Source organism: Halolamina sp. CBA1230, assembly GCF_002025255.2.
GTDB lineage: Archaea > Halobacteriota > Halobacteria > Halobacteriales > Haloferacaceae > Halolamina.
The window spans coordinates 2,525,321-2,540,677 of record NZ_CP054587.1 but is presented as its reverse complement, the minus strand read 5'-3'; the positions used below and the strand labels follow the sequence as shown (position 1 = coordinate 2,540,677).

Genomic DNA, 15,357 nt, shown 5'->3' with positions numbered 1-15,357 from the left:
ACGGTTGATCTACCCCGACCATCCCGGGCCCGGGACCCGGTTTCAGCACGCTTTAGCCCGCGCCGCCGGACCTGGAACCATGAACCCCGTCGACGTCGCCGGCCTCCCGGTCGGGGACGGCCACCCGCCGCGGATCATGGGCGTGCTGAACATGAGCGTCGAGTCGAACTACGACCCCAGCACCTGGGGCGACGTCGAGGGCGCGGTCGAGCACGCCGAGCGGATGGCCGCCGAGGGCGCCGACATCATCGACGTCGGGCTGCAGTCCTCGAACCCGAAGAATCCGTGGCAAGCTGTCGATACGGAACTCGAACGACTCGAGCGCGCGCTCGAAGTCCTCGACCGCGCGGACTGCGACGCGGTCTGGTCGATCGAGACGCGCTACGCCGAGGTCGCCGACGAGGCGCTCGCCCGCGGCTTCGACATGGTGAACGACGTCTGCGGCTTCGCGGATCCCGAGATGCCCGGCGTCTGCCGGAAACACGACGCCGCGGTCGTCAAGATGGCGTCGCCGCCGGACATCCAGTTGCCGGGGCATCTCCGCTCCATCGACGACTGTTTCGCCGCGCTGGCCCGGGGCGGTTTCACCGAGAAGACGATCGTCGACCCCGCCTTCGGTGGCTGGTACGACGAGAAGACGTACGAGGACAACTGGGAGATGTTCCGCCGGCTCCGGGAGTTCCGCGCGTTCAACCGGCCGATGCTGACCGCGACCAACCGCGAGGACTTCCTCGGCGACATCGCCGACCGGCCCGAGACCGAGGACCAGCTCGCGGTCAGCCTCGCGGCGGCGACGATGGAGGTCGAACGCGGCGCGGACATCGTCCGCACCCACGACGTGCCCGAAACCGCAGACGTGGCTGCCGTCGCCCACTTCCTCGGCGACCGGCGCGCGGTCGAGACGGGCTCCGGGGGCGACGACGAAGCTGATGTTGCCGCCTCGGAACTCACCGGCGTTACGCCCCGCGAGGTCGCACGCAACACGACCATCCGCGAGGACGACGGTGTCGACCCGGCGCTGGCGACGACACTGACGTTCGCGGCCGGCGGCTTCCCCGCCGAAGCCCGAGCGGAACTCATGGAGATCGGCAGCGAACACGGCCTGCTCGTCGCTGCTGGCGACGCCGATGCGACGGTTCCGAACGACCACGTCGACGCCGCGAGCGACGAATCCGAGGGCGGGAACGGCGACCGGCCGGCGGGCGAGGGGACGTTCGTCTCGGGAACGGTCGCAGCGTACGAGGACGCGCTCCCGGAGCTTTCGGGAACAGCCGGGCTGGAGACGCTTACCGCGGCGATCCGCGGGGCGATCGACCGCGAACGGTTGTAGTCAGGCGCGTCGCAGCAGCAGCGTTACGGTGCCGACGGCGACCAGCACCACCACGACCGACAGTATCGCCGTGGGGTCCCCGTCCGAAAGCGCCGACGTGAAACCGACGATCGCTCCCCAGACCGCGTCGCGGAACTCGAGCAGTCCGCCGACGAGGAACACGAGCGAGAGCAGGAACAGCCCGACGATGACCAGCCCCCGCACCGGGCTCTGCCGGATCGCGAGCCGCAGGCGTTGCTTGAACGTCGGCGCGCCGTCGTCCCACGCCCGCTCCTCGCTCCGATCGTCTGGTCGGCTCACACCTCCCCCTTCGAGCGCTCGTACCTGTCGTTTTCCCTTCGACCGCCGGCCGACGCTCCCGCTGCTACCTCGCTGGCCCGGGGGGTGTCGCCGCCGTGTGGGGTGTGGCGCTCGCGGATCCGCACCGTATGTGTCGACTCCGTCGCGTCGTCGACCAGCAGCGCCTCGCCACGCCCGTTCGGGAGCCGTCCCGCGAGCGTCCCGGAGAGATACGTCGGACTCGCAGCCGCGAGAGCGTCGATATCGGCCTCGCTCGTGAGTCGGTGGGCGATCAGCAGGTCGGCCTGCGAGGCGGCGACCGCCGGGAGCGCGGAGGGTCGCTGTGTCGCCAGCACGAGCGAGACGCCCGGCGCGCGCCCGCGAGTGAGAAGCGTCCGGAGCGCTGCACCCGCGACGCCGTCGACGGCGACGTGCGCCTCGTCGACGAACAGCCACGGCAGTCGGGCAGGCGGGGCGTCACCCGTTCGAGCGTCGTAGAGCAGCCGGGCCACCGCTGTCACGACGGCGCTCGTCGGCGCGTCGTCGACGCCCGCCAGCGAGAGCACGGTCGCCGCCGGACCGAGGAGCTCGTCGGCGTCGAGCCCGCCCGGGTCGAACACGTCCCACTCCCGCGCCCGGCGGAGGTGGTTACTCGCGATCCGTCGGACCTCGCCTGAACAGTCGGCGTCCTGGGTCTGGGCGAGCATCCCCGCGAGCGTCGACGCCGCGGCGGCGGCCTCCCAGATCAGTCCGCCAGGACCGCTCGCAGGGTCGAGACCCACCAACGCTGGCCACTCCGCCGCGGGAAGCGCGTCGGCCCGAATCGTCGGCGCCTCGATCACGCGTGCCGGAACAGCCGCGGTCTCGGCGCCCGACTCGGCGGCGAGCCCCGCGAACGCGCCCATCGGGTCGACGACGACCGGCGCGACGCCGGACGCTCGTGCGGTGGCCTCCGCGAGCACGCCGAGCGTGTGTGATTTCCCGGCGCCGCGCTTGCCGACGACGATCCCCGCGTGCGGGCGGTCGATGTCGATCCCCACGGGAGCGCCGAGGCTCCCGTCTCGGGCGAGATAGCGGCCGAGGCGGCCGGCCATCCGTGGCTGCTCGCTCGCCGCTCCGTTCCCGTCCGCGCCTTCCGTCTCACGACCGACGACGTGCATACCGAGGGTGGTCGCGCTATCGCCCTTGAGTGTTCGTCCGCTCCTTCAAGTGGGATGACGGGACCACCGTGCCCATGCTCGATCCGAGCCGAGTTCGTGAGAGGATCGCCGACGGTGTCGCCGAGCTGCGGGAGGACGAACGGGCGATCGAGGGGCTCCCCGTTCGTCTCGTCGTCTCGCTCGTCGTCGGTGCCGCGTGTCTGAGCGTGATGCTGAACCTCGTCAACGGCGTCGGGGGGCTGGCGGCGTCGGAGGTCGACGTTCGCCCGACGCCCGAAGTCGTGGAGACCGGGCCGCAGGAACTGACGCTGCGGGTCGTCGACGCCGACGGGAACGCCGTCTCGGGCGCAACGGTGATCGTCGACGGGGGGACCGCCACCCTCGACGGCGTCGCCACCGCGAAAACCGGGGCGAACGGCAACGCGACCGTCTCGATCGACCCGTCACTCACCGCGAACCAGGCCGAGGGGACGCTCACGCTCGACGTGAAGCCGCCGGCTGGGGGGTCGTACGTCGACCGACGCGAGAACAGTCACGTCCTGGTGATCGGCGAATGAGCCGTTCGGAGCGGCGGGACACCGACTCGCCGTCGGCACGACGACCACTCCAGCAGTATCCACTCGTCAGGCCGGCGCTCGCCGGCGTCACGGCGCGGGAGGTGATACGCGCGTCGCCCTACCGCCGGTCGCCGTAGTCGCCGTAATCGGGCGCGCCCGACCGTCGCTCGCGTCCAGAGAGCCGCTCGCCCCAGTCGAGCCACTCGTGCTCCCAGCCGGGAGAGGGGCCACGCTCGGCGCGCTCGCGGTCCTCGCGCTGGGTTCGGTTACGGGTGACGCCGGGCTGTTCGCCGTCGACGAGCAGCGGCGCGAACTGGACCGGGCCACGCTCGTCGACGCGTCGGTAGCCGTCCGGTGCGTCGGGGTCACGCGTGACGGCGACGAGCGTCTGGTCGCCGTTCCCCTTCGGGAACACCAGCCGTCCGTCTTCGGCCAACTGCTCCAGCAGGGGCCGGGGGGGTTCGACGACGCCCGCCTCGATCAGGATTCGGTCGTAGGGGGCGTACTCCGGGAGGCCGGACGACCCCTCCCGACAGTCCACGAGCACCTCGCCGTAGCCGGCCGCTTCGAGGTTCGAACGGGCGCGGTACACCTGCGGGCGGGCGATGTCGAGCGCGTGGACGCGGCGACCGTCGAGCAGCTCCGCCAGTACGGCGGCCGTGTAGCCGGCGCCGGCGCCGACGACGAGCGCCTCGTCGCCCTCCCGGGGGTCGAGTGCGGTCAGCAGCCGTGCGACCGTGCCGGGCGCGAGCGTGACGGCGCCGTCGACCGTCGACGGTCGGTTATCGTATGGTGCGTCCTCGACGAACTCGCGGCGCGGCACCGTCCGCATCGCGAGCCCGATTCCCTCCGGGAGCGGCCGGCCGAGGGCGTGTTCCAGCCCGTCGACCATGTCGTCCCGGAGCACCGCGGGGTCCATATTCGCGAAATCGGGATGCGGCTATTTGAACTCGGCGGTGGTGCGGGGAGGTCCGGTCAGTCGCCCCGCCGTCGGCCGACGACCGCCTGATACGGTGTCTCGGGCACGTCGCTCGCCTCGATCCTCGCGAGGCCGGCGTCGGCGAACCACTCCCGAACGGTCGACTCCGGGTAGGGTTCGCCGCTCCCGGTCGCGAGCGCCGCCGCCGCCACCTCGACCGCGGCCGCGGACCGGTCCCGGAGCGGTTCGGCGAGCACGATGGCGCCGCCAGGGGCGAGCACGTTCGCGGCCGCCAGCACGGTGAAGCGGTTCTCTTCGGCCGGCTGGCGCCACGCGCTGTCGACCGTGAGCACGAGATCGAACGTCATCCCCACGTCGGCGAGGCTTCCTGCTCGGGGTTCGACGGGCGTCGGATCGAGCAGCGGTTCGACGGCCTCGATCACGGTCGGCCCGTCGAGCAGCGTCACGTCGAGCCCCCGTTCGGCGAGGGCGCGGGCGTGTCGGCCGGGGCCGTCGGCGATCACGAGCGCTCGCTCCGCGTCGGGGTTCGCGGCGAGCGCGGCGTCGACGGTCGTCTCGACGCTCGCATCGTCGACCGCCTCGGCGGCGCCGAGGCGATGGCGGACGCGCTCGTCGGGATCGACGGGCGGGACGCCGCTCTCCATCGTCCGCGGGAGTTCGGCGTAGGCGTCGAAGCGATCCAGCGTGGCCGGGACCGCCCCGACCGAACGCAGGTCCCGGGTCGCGAGCAGCCCCAGCGCGCGGTTGGCGGGCTCGATGCCGTCGTCCACACGGCGGAGGAAATCGAGGTCGACCAGCGCGTCGACGACGATCCGGGCCGAACGCTCGGTGATCCCTGCCGAGTCGGCGGCCTCCCTCACGCCGCCCGGTTCGTCGACAAGTGCTGCGAGCAGTCCCGTCTCCCGAGCTGCCCACAGCAGTGCGAGCGCCGGCATGTCGAGATCTGCGTCTCCTGCGGTCGGCATCGTCATCCAGATGGGGAATTCGCGTGAAAGCAGTTTGGATCCTACCCGCCTTGCATCCGGACGAACCGAACGCCGCCGAACGTCTCGCGTTCGGTTCGACCGGCCTCACGGACCGTCAACCGCAGGAGCTGCTGGCGCGCGCCGCCGATCGGGGCGAGCACGCGTCCCCCGGGTCGCACCTGCTCGACGACGGCCGACGGCACCTGCTCAGCCGCACAGGTCAGGTAGGCCGCGTCGTAGGGGGCGTGTTCGGGCCAGCCCTCGTGGCCGTCGCCGGTCCTGATCGAGATGTCGTACCCCAGTCGGTCGAGCGTCTCCCGGGCGCGGTCGGCCAGCTCGGGGACGTACTCCACCGAAAACACGTTCCCCTCGCCGACGACTTCGGCGGTGACCGCGGCGTGGTAGCCACACCCCGTACCGATCTCCAGCACTCGGTCCCCGTGCTCGAGTCCGAGGCGTTCGATCATCACCGCCACCATGTGTGGCGCGGAGACGGTCTGCCCCTCGCCGATCGGGAGCGGTTGGTCGCGGTAGGCGTCCCCTCGTCGCTCCTCGGGGACGAACTCGTGGCGCGGCACTGCCTGCAGCGCCTCGGCGGTCGCGTCGTCCTCGACGACCCCGCGGTCCCGGAGCTGCTCGACGAGCCGCTCACGGCGTCGATCGAACTCCATACCTTGGTTTTCGAGCGGCACGGATAAAGGACGTTCGGCGGGGTCTTGCCGAAACTACTTCCGTTCCCGGCCGGAGAGACCCACCCATGCAGACCGCCGGCTACGCGGAGGCGCTCTCGAGGGGCGAGCAGTTCGCCCGGGCGAACCCCGAGCTGGTCGCCGCCGCGGCGGCGCTGGCCGTGCTGGCGGTCGTCGCCGTTCTGGCGCTGCTGCGCTACCGCCGCCCGATGGGCGTCCGGTTCAAGGAGGCGCTCGCGGACCGTGATCGGGTCGCGGTGCTGATGCATCCCGACCCCGACCCTGACGCGATGGCGGCCGCGATCGGCATCGCTCGCCTCGCCGAGCAGGTGGCGTGTGAACCGACGATCCAGTTCTCCGGGCAGATCCGACACCAGGAGAACCGCGCGTTCAGGAACGTGCTCGACCTCGACATCGAGGGGATCAAGCACGTCTCCGAGCTCGCCGCCGAATCGGTAGTGCTGGTCGACCACAACCAGCCCCGCGGGTTCGAGGGTGCCGACGGCGTCCTTCCGTTCGCGGTCGTCGACCACCACCCCGGAGAGGGGACCGGCGAGGAGTTCACCGACGTACGGACCGACTACGGCGCCAGCGCCAGCATCGTCGCGGAGTACTTCGGCGACGTGGGCGGCAAGCCCGTCCCGCCGGACGTTCACGAGAGCGAGGTCGACGCGCGGTTCACGCTCCCATCGCGGGAGTGTACCGGCCTGCTGTACGGCATCCTCGCGGACACTCGTCACCTCACCACGGGTGCGGCGGCCGAGGACTTCAGCGCCGCCGCCTCGCTCGCGCCCGGCGTCGACGAGGACTCGCTCGACCGGATCGCGAACCCGCAAGTCAGCGGCGAGACGCTCGACGTGAAGGCCCGGGCCATCGCCGGGCGACAGGTCGAGGGCTCCTTCGCGGTCAGCGACGTGGGGACGCTCTCCAACGCCGACGCCATCCCACAGGCCGCGGACGAACTCATCACGCTCGAGGGGATCACCGCGGTCGTCGTCGTCGGCGAACGCGACGACGCGGTCCACCTCTCGGGGCGATCCCGCGACGACCGCGTCCACATGGGTCGCGCGCTGGAGAACGCCGTCGAGGGGATCGGGGAAGCCAGCGCTGGCGGCCACGCTCGGATGGGCGGCGGTCGGATCCCCGCTACCGAGGAGGACTCCCGCGAGGCGCTAGTCGAGCGGATCTTCGACAGCCTCGAAGGCGACGTGTAGCGGGCGGTTGACGGTGCGATGGGCCGGCGTCGACCCCGCATGCGGCCCCTCGTCCGGCAGTCATATCCCGGCCCGCGCCCTCGCTCCGACAATGGCGACCCGCGACGCGACGTGGCGCTACCGCGACCGCTTCGGCGATCGGTACGGGCGCACCTTCTTCCGACGGTTCGGCCCCGGCGTGATCTCCTCGATCGGCGCCGGCAGCTATCAGGGCGAGCCGACCAGTGCCGTCGACGAGCGCCATCGGGACGCGGTCGTGACGGCACTGGAGAACGGCTGTAACGTCGTCGACACCGCACCGGACTACCGCTGTGGCCGCGCGGTGGGCGTCGTCGGCGACGCGCTGGAGGCGGCCGAGATCGACCGCGACGCGGTGATGCTCGCGACCAAGGGCGGGTTCGTCCCGTTCGACGGCGAGCGCCCCGCCGACCCGGCGGCGTACGTCCGCGAGCAGTTCGTCGAGCCCGGGCTGGTCGACCCGGCCGACCTCTCGCGGGGGAGCCACACGATCGCGCCCGAGTTCCTCGACGCGATGCTGGACCGATCGCTCGACGCTCTCGGGGTCGAGGCGGTCGACTGCTACTACGTGCACAACCCCGAGACGCAGTTGGCGGAACGATCCCGTGAGGCAGTGTACGACCAGCTAGAGACTGCTTTCGAGCTCCTGGAACGGGAGGTCGCGGCGGGCCGGGTCGGTCGCTACGGCGTCGCCTCGTGGGAGGCGTTCCGCGTGCCGCCCGAGCACGACCAGTACCTCTCGCTTGCGCGCGTGCTCGACTGCGCACGGTCGGCCGCGGAGTCGGTCGGCGGCGACGCCGACGACCACGGGTTCGCGGCGATCCAACTGCCGTTCAACGTCCATATGGCCGACGCGTTCACGAGCGCCCACCACGAGGACCCCGAGAGCGGCGAGGCGGTCAGCGCGCTCGAGTTCGCCCACCGCGAAGGGCTGTCCGTGTTCGCGAGTGCAGCGCTCATGGGCGGCGAACTGACCGCGGGGCTGCCCGAGGATATCTCGGCGGAGTTGGCTGGCGACAGCCCGGCCCAGCGGGCGATCAACTTCGCGCGCTCGGCGCCGGCGGTCGCGTCCGCGCTGGTGGGAATGGGCCGGCCGAGCCACGTCCGGGAGGATCTGGCCGCCGGAACGTTCGACCCGCTCGGGGCGTCAGCGTTCGACGCGGTGTTCGAGTAGTGCGGTTCGCGACCGAACGTCGCTCCTCCCGTTTCTCCGGAACCTTCTTTATCAATAGACCGGCATCCTCAATTGATGGGAGTACTCTGGCTCGACGACGTTCGCGCCGCGGACCTGGAGACAGTCGGCGGGAAGGGCGCTTCCCTCGGTGAACTCACCGGGGCAGGGCTTCCCGTACCGCCGGGGTTCGTGGTCACGGCGGGGACGTATCGGGCGTTCATCGAGGAGGCCGGGATAGACGAGGAGCTGTTCGCGGCGATGGACGTGGACCCCGAGGACTCCGCCGCGCTCAAGGAGGCCTCCGAGACCGCACACGACCTGATCCTGAACACGCCGTTCCCCGAGGAGGTGCGCGAGGAGATCCTCGCCGCCTACGGCGACCTCGACGACGGCGAGGCGTTCGTCGCCGTCCGCTCCTCGGCGACCGCGGAGGATCTGCCCGACGCCTCCTTCGCCGGCCAGCAGGAGACGTTCCTCAACGTCACGGAGGAGCACCTGCTCGAACGCGTCAAGGAGTGTTGGGCGTCGCTGTTCTCCCAGCGCGCCATCTACTACCGCGAGCGTAAGGACTTCCCCCACGACGCGGTCGACATCGCGGTCGTCGTCCAGGAGATGGTCGACGCCGACAAGTCCGGCGTGATGTTCACCTCCCACCCCTCGACGGGCGAGCCCCGCCTGATCATCGAGGCCGCGTGGGGGCTGGGCGAGGCGGTCGTCTCCGGCACGGTCTCCCCGGACAACTACGTGTACGACCGGAACGGCGACTCGGTCGAGGACGTGACCGTCGCCGACAAGAAGGTCAAGATGATCAAGGACCCCGAGACGGGCGAGACCGTCGAGGAGTCGGTGCCGCCGGATCGCCGGGACGAGCGCGTGCTCTCCGACGACGAGATCGAGGAGCTGGTCGAACTCGGCGAGCGCGTCGAGGACCACTACGGCGAGCCACAGGACGTGGAGTGGGCGATCGTCGACGGCGAGATCTTCATGCTCCAGTCGCGGCCGATCACCACGATCGACGACGACGCCGACCTGGAGGAGGAGCGCGAGACCGAGAACGGCGACGAGGGTGACGTGCTCCTGCGGGGGCTCGGCGCCTCGCCGGGTGTCGTCTCGGGCGAGGTCCGTGTCGTGACCGAACTCGACGAACTCGACAAGGTCGGCGACGGCGACGTCCTCGTCACCGAAATGACGATGCCGGACATGGTGCCCGCGATGAAGCGCGCGGCGGGGATCGTCACCGACGAGGGCGGGATGACCAGCCACGCGGCGATCGTCTCCCGCGAACTCGGCGTGCCCGCGGTAGTCGGCACGGGCAGCGGCTCGCGCGAGCTCGTCGACGATCAGGTCGTCACCATCGACGGCGACCGCGGCACCGTGATCGAGGGCCGGACCGAGCCGGCCGAACCGGACCACGAGCCCGTCGAGGAGGTCCGCCCGAAGACGCCCGTCAAGCCCATGACCGCGACCGAGGTGAAGGTCAACGTCTCCATCCCCGAGGCCGCCGAGCGCGCAGCTGCGACCGGCGCCGACGGCGTGGGGCTGCTCCGGATGGAGCACATGGTGCTCACGCTGGGGAAGACCCCCGAGCGCTACATCGAGGAGGAGGGTGGCGAGGCGTACCAAGACCAGCTGGTCGACGGGATCCAGGGCGTCGCCGAGGAGTTCTACCCCCGGCCCGTCCGCGTGCGCACGCTCGACGCGCCGACCGACGAGTTCCGCTCGATGGAGGGCGGCGAGGACGAGCCCAACGAGCACAACCCCATGCTCGGCTGGCGGGGAATCCGGCGCAGCCTCTCCAAGCCCGACGTGTTCCAGCACGAGCTCGCGGCGTTCCGCAAGCTGTACGACATGGGCTACGACAACGTCGAGCTCATGCTGCCGCTGGTCAACGACGTCGAGGACGTGATCGCGGCGAAGGAGCTGATGCGGGAGGCCGGTATCGACATCGAGAAGCGCAACTGGGGTGTGATGATCGAGACGCCCGCGAGCGCACTCTGTGTCGAGGAGATGGCCGAGGAGGGGATCGACTTCGCCTCCTTCGGCACGAACGATCTGACCCAGTACACGCTGGCGGTCGACCGCAACAACGAGCACGTCGCAGACCGGTTCGACGAGCTCCATCCTGCAGTGTTGGAGCTCATCAGTGAGACCATCGAGACCTGCCGCGAACACGACGTGAACACGTCGATCTGCGGGCAGGCCGGCTCCAAGCCCGAGATGGTGAACTTCCTCGTCGAGGAGGGGATCAGCAGCATCTCGGCGAACATCGACGCGGTGCGTGACGTCCAGCACGAGGTCAAGCGCGTCGAGCAGCAGCTGATCCTCGACTCGGTGCGCTAACCCACCCGACGGTCCTTTTTCGGTTACTCGACGGTCGCGCGAACGAGCAGGTACTCGACACGGACCGCGTTGTCGACGAACCACTCGCTCAGACAGTCCAGCGCGTCCCGGCGGATGTCGGCCCTGAGTTCCGGATCGTCGAGGGTCGACACGACCGGCGAGAGCGGCCCCGCCTCCGATACGGACTGCCAGAAATGCTCCGGCGAGGCGTAGCGGAACGGGAGCACCTGTCGCTCGAAGGAGAGGTCACAGGAGTCGGGGACGTGCTCCCGGACGTAGGCCGAGTCGCCCCATTCGAGGTGGCGCCGCGACCCGCCGGCGCCTTCGCCCAGGTGGTCCGCCAGCACGTCGGTCAGTTCGCCGACGAGGCCGTCCGGCGACCACGCCGTGAACGCGACACAGCCGCCGGACTCCGTCACGCGGATCAGCTCCGCCGTCGCGCGGTCGGGGTCGGGCGCGAACACGTGGCCGAAGTTCGACAGCGTCACGGCGTGGCTGCCGTCCCGGAAGGGGAGGCTCTCGGCGTCGCCCTCGAGCCACTCGATACCGTCAAGTCCGGCGACGGCGGCGTTCTCCCGTGCCTCCTCGAGCATCGACCGCGTGACGTCGAGCCCGATCACGTCGCCGCCGGCCCGCGCGGCGGCGATGGAGGCGTTCCCGGTTCCGCAGCCCACGTCGAGGGTTCGGTCGCCGGTCGTGACGTTCGCGGCGTTGACAAGCCGCGCGACGGCCGGGAGCAGGTTCGGCGCGAGCGAGGGGTACCGTCCGGTCGACCAGACCTGCCTGACCCCCGTCCGCGGCCCGTGGCGCTGTTCGGTCATGAGGCCGCTTGCGGCGCCACGGCGATATTCCTGACGTGTCGGCCCGCCTCAGACGTCCAGTTCGGTCGCGTCGCTGACTTCGTACCGCATCACCTCGGGTTCGCCGGCGAGCAGGTCGGGGAGCGCCGCCTCGAACGCCCCGAAGTGGTCGCTCTCGACGTGGGCGGCGAAGGCGTCCGCGTCCTCGTACACCTCGGTGAACCGCAGCAGGGTCGGCTCCTGCAGGTCGGTCGCGGCGTCGTACTCGATCGCGCCGGGCTCCTCGCGGGTGGCCTCGACGAGGTCGGCGGCGCGGTCGAGCGCTTCCTCGCGCTTGTCAGGGTCGATCGGGAACGTGGCGTGAACGACGAGCATCGGCCATCCTTCGGGGTCACTCGATTTACACGTTTGGGACGGGGGGCTCGTTTACTAAGGATTATTAACGAACGGCCTCTTGGTTACTACATGACCGTCGTCAGCGTCTCGATGCCCGAGGAACTGCTCGAGCGCATCGACAGCTTCTCCGAGGAGCACGGGTACACCGGCCGCAGCGAGGTGATCCGCGAGGCCGCCCGGAACCTGCTGGGCGAGTTCGAGGACCGCCGGCTGGAGGACCGCGACCTCATGGCCGTCGTCACCGTCCTCTTCGAGTACGAGACCACCAGCGTCGAGGAGCGCATGATGCAGTTGCGCCACGAACACGAGGGGCTGGTCGCGTCGAACTTCCACTCCCACGTCGGCGAACACCACTGCATGGAGCTGTTCGTGCTGGAGGGGACCCTCGAGGAAGTCTCGACGTTCGTCGGCAAGATCCGCGCGACCCGCGACACGCTCACCGTCGACTACTCGGTCACGCCCGTCGACGGCTTCGACCCGGCGTCGGGACTCGGACCGCTCTCGGGCCAGAGCGAGGGCGAGAGTGAGGACACAGAGGCCGCGAGCGGCGACGCCGAGAGCGACGGCGGCCACGACCACTGAACGCCCCGGTCGCCCAGCTCAGAGCCAGCCGTCGTCCACAGCCTCCACCAGTTCCGACCCCGCGGCGCGCCAGTCCTCGCTCGCACGGTCGTACAGCGCCCGCGCTCGGTCGGTCGCTTCCGCGACGACGGCCTCGGGATCGGCGTCGACGAACGCGCCGTCCCGCAGGATCGACTCGCCGGCGACGAACACGTCCCGGACCTCCCGACCCGTCGTCGAGTAGACGAGGTTCGGCACCGCCGTGTGCAGCGGTGACTCGACCGCCGGCGCGGTGGAGAGTCGGTCCGTGTCGACGACGATGAAGTCCGCGCGCGTCCCTGCTTCCAGCGTTCCCACCTCGTCGTCGATCCCCAGCGCCGCCGCACCACCCACCGTCGCCAGCCGCAGCGCCGCCGGCGCCGTGAGCGCGGTGGGGTCGGTGTGCTCGACTTTCGAGAGCGTCGCCGCCGTGCGGGCCTCGCGGAACATCGAGTGGTGGCCCGGCCCGGGCGCCTGATCCGTACCGATCCCGACCGGTGCGCCGTACTCCCGGAACTCCGCCACGGGCGGGACGACCCCGTCGATCCCCGCGATCGAAGAGGGGCAGCCGAGCATCGCCGCCCCGCCGTCGGCGAGCTGCCGGCGTTCCTCGGGCGTCGCGCCGTGGCAGTGGACCGCCACCAGCGAGTCGTCGACGATCCCGAGATCGTCGAGCACCGAGACGGTCGATTCGTCCTCCCCGTAGCGTTCCTCGATCTGAATCGCCTCTCGCTCGCCCTGTGCAGTGTGGAGGTGGAGCTTCGCGCCGCGTTCGCGGGCGTGTTGCTGGACCGTCCGGAGCAGCTCCGGCGACACCATGTCCAGCGCCTGCGGGCCGTACGCGGGGGTCACGAGCGGGTCGTCCCCGAACTGCTCGAACAGTCGGTCCGCGCGGGAGAGCGCGCGCTCGCCCTGATCGCGGTCGAACGGGTAGAGCTCCCTCGGACCCAGATCGTCGCGCTCGTCGGGCACCTCGTTGATCGTCTCGACGGCGACCACGTCGACGCCGAGGGGCTGGTACACCGCCTCGACGAGCGCCCCGACCTCGCCCGCGTACTCACAGATCGTCGTCGCGCCGCCCCGGACGGCTTCCAGCACGCCCAGTCGTGTGCCCGCGACGCGGTCTCCCACGTCGGCGTGGGCCGACAGCGGCCCGAGTGCGCGGTTCATCCACTCGATCTCGGGCACGTCCTGTGCGCCACCGCGGAGCAGCGTATGGGCCATGTGGGTGTGAGCGTTCACGAGCCCCGGCATCACGACACCACCCGCCGCGTCGACGAGCTCGTCGGCGTCGCTCGGGTCCGGAGCCTCGCTCTCCGGGCCGACGTACTCGATCCGGCCGTCGTCGACCGCGAGGGCCCCGCCGCCCTCGCCGGCTCCCTGTGCCGGCGAGTCTCCGTCGACGATACCGAGTCGCTCTCCCCGCATCGTGAGCAGCGTCGCGTTCGTGACGAGCGTGTCCATATCCCGGCGCTCGGCGGGGGACCGCTTCAAGCTTCGGCGGCGAGTACGCTTTTCGGCCTGCTCCACCAACCTCGGGGCGAATGACCGAGCGCGTGCTCATCATGGGTGCGGCGGGACGGGATTTCCACGACTTCAACACCGCCTATCGTGGCCGCGACGACGCCCGCGTGGTCGCGTTCACTGCGGCGCCGGGGCAGAACCTCGGCGAGACGGCCGCGGGCAGCCACGAGCGCTACCCGCCCGAACTCGCGGGCGAGGGATACCCCGAGGGGATTCCGATCTACCCGGAGTCCGAACTGGAGGATCTCGTTCGCGAGAAGGACGTCGACACCGTCGTGTTCTCCTACTCCGACGTGCGCCACGAGACGGTGATGCACGCCGGCTCACGGGCGATCTCCGCCGGTGCGGACTTCGAGATCAGGGGGCCGGAGACCGCGATGCTCGACGCCCCTGTCCCAGTGATCGCCGTCGACGCCGTCCGGACTGGCTGCGGGAAGTCACAGGTCAGCCGCGCACTGGCCGACGAACTTCAGTCCCGTGGTGTCGAGCCGGTCGTCGTTCGCGAACCGATGCCGTACGGCGATCTCGTCGAGGGACGCGTTCGACGCTTCGAGACGATGGCCGACCTCGACGGGGCGGGCGTGACGATCGAGGAACGCGAGGAGTACGAACAGCAGATCGAGCGGAGCCACGTCGTCTACGCCGGCGTGGACTACGCTGACGTGATCGAGCAGGCCGCCGCCGAGGCCGACGTGCTGCTCTGGGACGGCGGCAACAACGAACTCCCGTTCGTCGACCCGGATCTCCATGTCGTGCTCTGTGATCCGCTCCGGGCCGGCGCCGAGACGCGCTACCACCCCGGCGAGGCGAACCTCCGACTGGCCGACTACGCGCTCGTGAACAAGGAGAACAGCGCCGACGAGGCCGATATCGAGCAGGTCGTCGAGAACGTCGAGGAAGTGAACCCCGATGCACAGGTTCTGCACGCCGACTCGGTGGTGAGCGTCGAGGATCCCGACGCCGTCGCGGGCGCCGAGGTACTGGTCGTCGAGGACGGGCCGACACTCACCCACGGCGACGCGAGCACGGGTGCCGGCACGGTCGCGGCGGAGCAGTTCGGCGCCGCCGATCGGATCGACCCCGAACCACACGCGGTCGGGGCGGTCGCCGACACGCTGACGGAGTACCCCCACCTCGACCGAGTGCTGCCCGCGATGGGGTACAGCGACCGGCAGGTGGCCGACCTCGAAGCGACCATCGAGAACGCCGACCCGGACCTCGTGCTCGCGGGGACGCCCCACGACCTCGGCCGCGTCGTGGACGTCGACGTGCCGGTGGTCCGAGTGCGCTACCGGGTCGAGCCGACGGGGTGGAGCGTCGCCGGCCTGCTCGACGACCACGCCGACGCGCTCGGGCTGTCGACGTAGCGCC

The 15,357-nt window shown here is 70.7% G+C and carries 15 protein-coding genes; 7 read left to right on the top strand and 8 right to left on the bottom strand.

The genetic code is table 11. The annotated features are described in order from the left end of the window. The first annotated feature begins 79 nt into the window (after positions 1-79). Positions 80-1,330, top strand: a complete 1,251-nt coding sequence (folP, locus tag B4589_RS13400) for a dihydropteroate synthase (protein WP_079234736.1) — start codon at positions 80-82, stop codon at positions 1,328-1,330. Here folP and B4589_RS13395 read toward each other — a convergent pair whose 3' ends face one another. Both B4589_RS13395 and B4589_RS13390 read right to left on the bottom strand, forming a co-directional pair. Continuing rightward, complete coding sequence (locus tag B4589_RS13395; protein ID WP_079234735.1) at positions 1,331-1,630, bottom strand: hypothetical protein; 300 nt, start codon at positions 1,628-1,630, stop codon at positions 1,331-1,333. Next, positions 1,627-2,769 (bottom strand): ATP-binding protein, encoded by a 1,143-nt coding sequence (locus B4589_RS13390; protein ID WP_079234734.1) that lies wholly within the window; start codon positions 2,767-2,769, stop codon positions 1,627-1,629. Before B4589_RS13390 ends, B4589_RS13395 begins: the two co-directional genes overlap by 4 nt. Before the next feature lie 74 nt (positions 2,770-2,843). Between B4589_RS13390 and B4589_RS13385 the strand changes: the two genes are divergently transcribed. Further along, positions 2,844-3,326, top strand: coding sequence for an Ig-like domain-containing protein (locus tag B4589_RS13385; protein WP_079235241.1), 483 nt, complete (start codon positions 2,844-2,846; stop codon positions 3,324-3,326). Between the two features lie 118 nt (positions 3,327-3,444). Here B4589_RS13385 and B4589_RS13380 read toward each other — a convergent pair whose 3' ends face one another. Genes B4589_RS13380 through B4589_RS13370 form a run of 3 tightly spaced genes read right to left on the bottom strand, consistent with a single transcriptional unit; the run spans position 3,445 to position 5,902 of the window. After that, a complete protein-coding gene (locus B4589_RS13380; protein WP_079234733.1) occupies positions 3,445-4,245 on the bottom strand; it encodes a protein-L-isoaspartate O-methyltransferase in 801 nt (266 codons plus the stop codon). A gap of 56 nt (positions 4,246-4,301) precedes the next feature. Then, positions 4,302-5,231 (bottom strand): bifunctional 2-polyprenyl-6-hydroxyphenol methylase/3-demethylubiquinol 3-O-methyltransferase UbiG, encoded by a 930-nt coding sequence (locus B4589_RS13375; RefSeq protein WP_079234732.1) that lies wholly within the window; start codon positions 5,229-5,231, stop codon positions 4,302-4,304. A gap of 41 nt (positions 5,232-5,272) precedes the next feature. Next, the gene (locus tag B4589_RS13370; RefSeq protein ID WP_079234731.1) at positions 5,273-5,902 is read right to left on the bottom strand and encodes a protein-L-isoaspartate(D-aspartate) O-methyltransferase; all 630 of its coding nucleotides are present in this window, start codon (positions 5,900-5,902) and stop codon (positions 5,273-5,275) included. 86 nt (positions 5,903-5,988) lie between these two features. Here B4589_RS13370 and B4589_RS13365 point away from each other — a divergent pair, with 86 nt between their 5' ends. From B4589_RS13365 to ppsA, 3 genes are all read left to right on the top strand, one after another. Continuing rightward, positions 5,989-7,134: a bifunctional oligoribonuclease/PAP phosphatase NrnA gene (locus B4589_RS13365; RefSeq protein WP_079234730.1), complete on the top strand. Its 1,146-nt coding sequence runs from the start codon at positions 5,989-5,991 to the stop codon at positions 7,132-7,134. Positions 7,135-7,225: 91 nt separating this feature from the next. After that, entirely contained in the window at positions 7,226-8,326 is a 1,101-nt protein-coding gene (locus B4589_RS13360) for an aldo/keto reductase (RefSeq protein ID WP_079234729.1), read from the top strand. 75 nt (positions 8,327-8,401) lie between these two features. Then, complete coding sequence (gene ppsA / locus B4589_RS13355; RefSeq protein ID WP_079234728.1) at positions 8,402-10,666, top strand: pyruvate, water dikinase; 2,265 nt, start codon at positions 8,402-8,404, stop codon at positions 10,664-10,666. A gap of 23 nt (positions 10,667-10,689) precedes the next feature. On the opposite strand, the gene B4589_RS13350 is transcribed toward ppsA, so the two are convergent. Beyond that, positions 10,690-11,487, bottom strand: coding sequence for a class I SAM-dependent methyltransferase (locus B4589_RS13350; RefSeq protein WP_079234727.1), 798 nt, complete (start codon positions 11,485-11,487; stop codon positions 10,690-10,692). Positions 11,488-11,535: 48 nt separating this feature from the next. Next, on the bottom strand, positions 11,536-11,841 hold the full coding sequence (locus tag B4589_RS13345; RefSeq protein WP_079234726.1) for a putative quinol monooxygenase: 306 nt from the start codon (positions 11,839-11,841) through the stop codon (positions 11,536-11,538). Positions 11,842-11,931: 90 nt separating this feature from the next. Here B4589_RS13345 and nikR point away from each other — a divergent pair, with 90 nt between their 5' ends. After that, positions 11,932-12,444 (top strand): nickel-responsive transcriptional regulator NikR, encoded by a 513-nt coding sequence (nikR, locus tag B4589_RS13340; protein WP_079234725.1) that lies wholly within the window; start codon positions 11,932-11,934, stop codon positions 12,442-12,444. An 18-nt stretch (positions 12,445-12,462) separates the two neighbouring features. Here the strand turns inward: nikR and B4589_RS13335 are convergent, their stop codons facing one another. Then, positions 12,463-13,926 carry an amidohydrolase family protein gene (locus B4589_RS13335; protein ID WP_079234724.1) on the bottom strand — a complete coding sequence of 488 codons (1,464 nt, stop codon included), beginning with the start codon at positions 13,924-13,926 and terminating at the stop codon, positions 12,463-12,465. Between the two features lie 80 nt (positions 13,927-14,006). On the opposite strand from B4589_RS13335, the gene B4589_RS13330 reads away from it, so the two are divergent. Beyond that, positions 14,007-15,353 (top strand): GTPase, encoded by a 1,347-nt coding sequence (locus B4589_RS13330; protein ID WP_079234723.1) that lies wholly within the window; start codon positions 14,007-14,009, stop codon positions 15,351-15,353. Positions 15,354-15,357 lie beyond the last annotated feature (4 nt).

Excerpts from the sequence above, each read along its gene's own strand:
- folP (WP_079234736.1), top strand. The coding sequence starts at position 80 with ATGAACCCCGTCGACGTCGCCGGCCTCCCGGTCGGGGACGGCCACCCG.
- B4589_RS13390 (WP_079234734.1), bottom strand. The coding sequence starts at position 2,769 with ATGCACGTCGTCGGTCGTGAGACGGAAGGCGCGGACGGGAACGGAGCG.
- B4589_RS13385 (WP_079235241.1), top strand. The coding sequence starts at position 2,844 with ATGCTCGATCCGAGCCGAGTTCGTGAGAGGATCGCCGACGGTGTCGCC.
- B4589_RS13380 (WP_079234733.1), bottom strand. The coding sequence starts at position 4,245 with ATGGACCCCGCGGTGCTCCGGGACGACATGGTCGACGGGCTGGAACAC.
- B4589_RS13375 (WP_079234732.1), bottom strand. The coding sequence starts at position 5,231 with ATGCCGACCGCAGGAGACGCAGATCTCGACATGCCGGCGCTCGCACTG.
- B4589_RS13370 (WP_079234731.1), bottom strand. The coding sequence starts at position 5,902 with ATGGAGTTCGATCGACGCCGTGAGCGGCTCGTCGAGCAGCTCCGGGAC.
- B4589_RS13365 (WP_079234730.1), top strand. The coding sequence starts at position 5,989 with ATGCAGACCGCCGGCTACGCGGAGGCGCTCTCGAGGGGCGAGCAGTTC.
- B4589_RS13360 (WP_079234729.1), top strand. The coding sequence starts at position 7,226 with ATGGCGACCCGCGACGCGACGTGGCGCTACCGCGACCGCTTCGGCGAT.
- ppsA (WP_079234728.1), top strand. The coding sequence starts at position 8,402 with ATGGGAGTACTCTGGCTCGACGACGTTCGCGCCGCGGACCTGGAGACA.
- B4589_RS13350 (WP_079234727.1), bottom strand. The coding sequence starts at position 11,487 with ATGACCGAACAGCGCCACGGGCCGCGGACGGGGGTCAGGCAGGTCTGG.
- B4589_RS13345 (WP_079234726.1), bottom strand. The coding sequence starts at position 11,841 with ATGCTCGTCGTTCACGCCACGTTCCCGATCGACCCTGACAAGCGCGAG.
- nikR (WP_079234725.1), top strand. The coding sequence starts at position 11,932 with ATGACCGTCGTCAGCGTCTCGATGCCCGAGGAACTGCTCGAGCGCATC.
- B4589_RS13335 (WP_079234724.1), bottom strand. The coding sequence starts at position 13,926 with ATGGACACGCTCGTCACGAACGCGACGCTGCTCACGATGCGGGGAGAG.
- B4589_RS13330 (WP_079234723.1), top strand. The coding sequence starts at position 14,007 with ATGACCGAGCGCGTGCTCATCATGGGTGCGGCGGGACGGGATTTCCAC.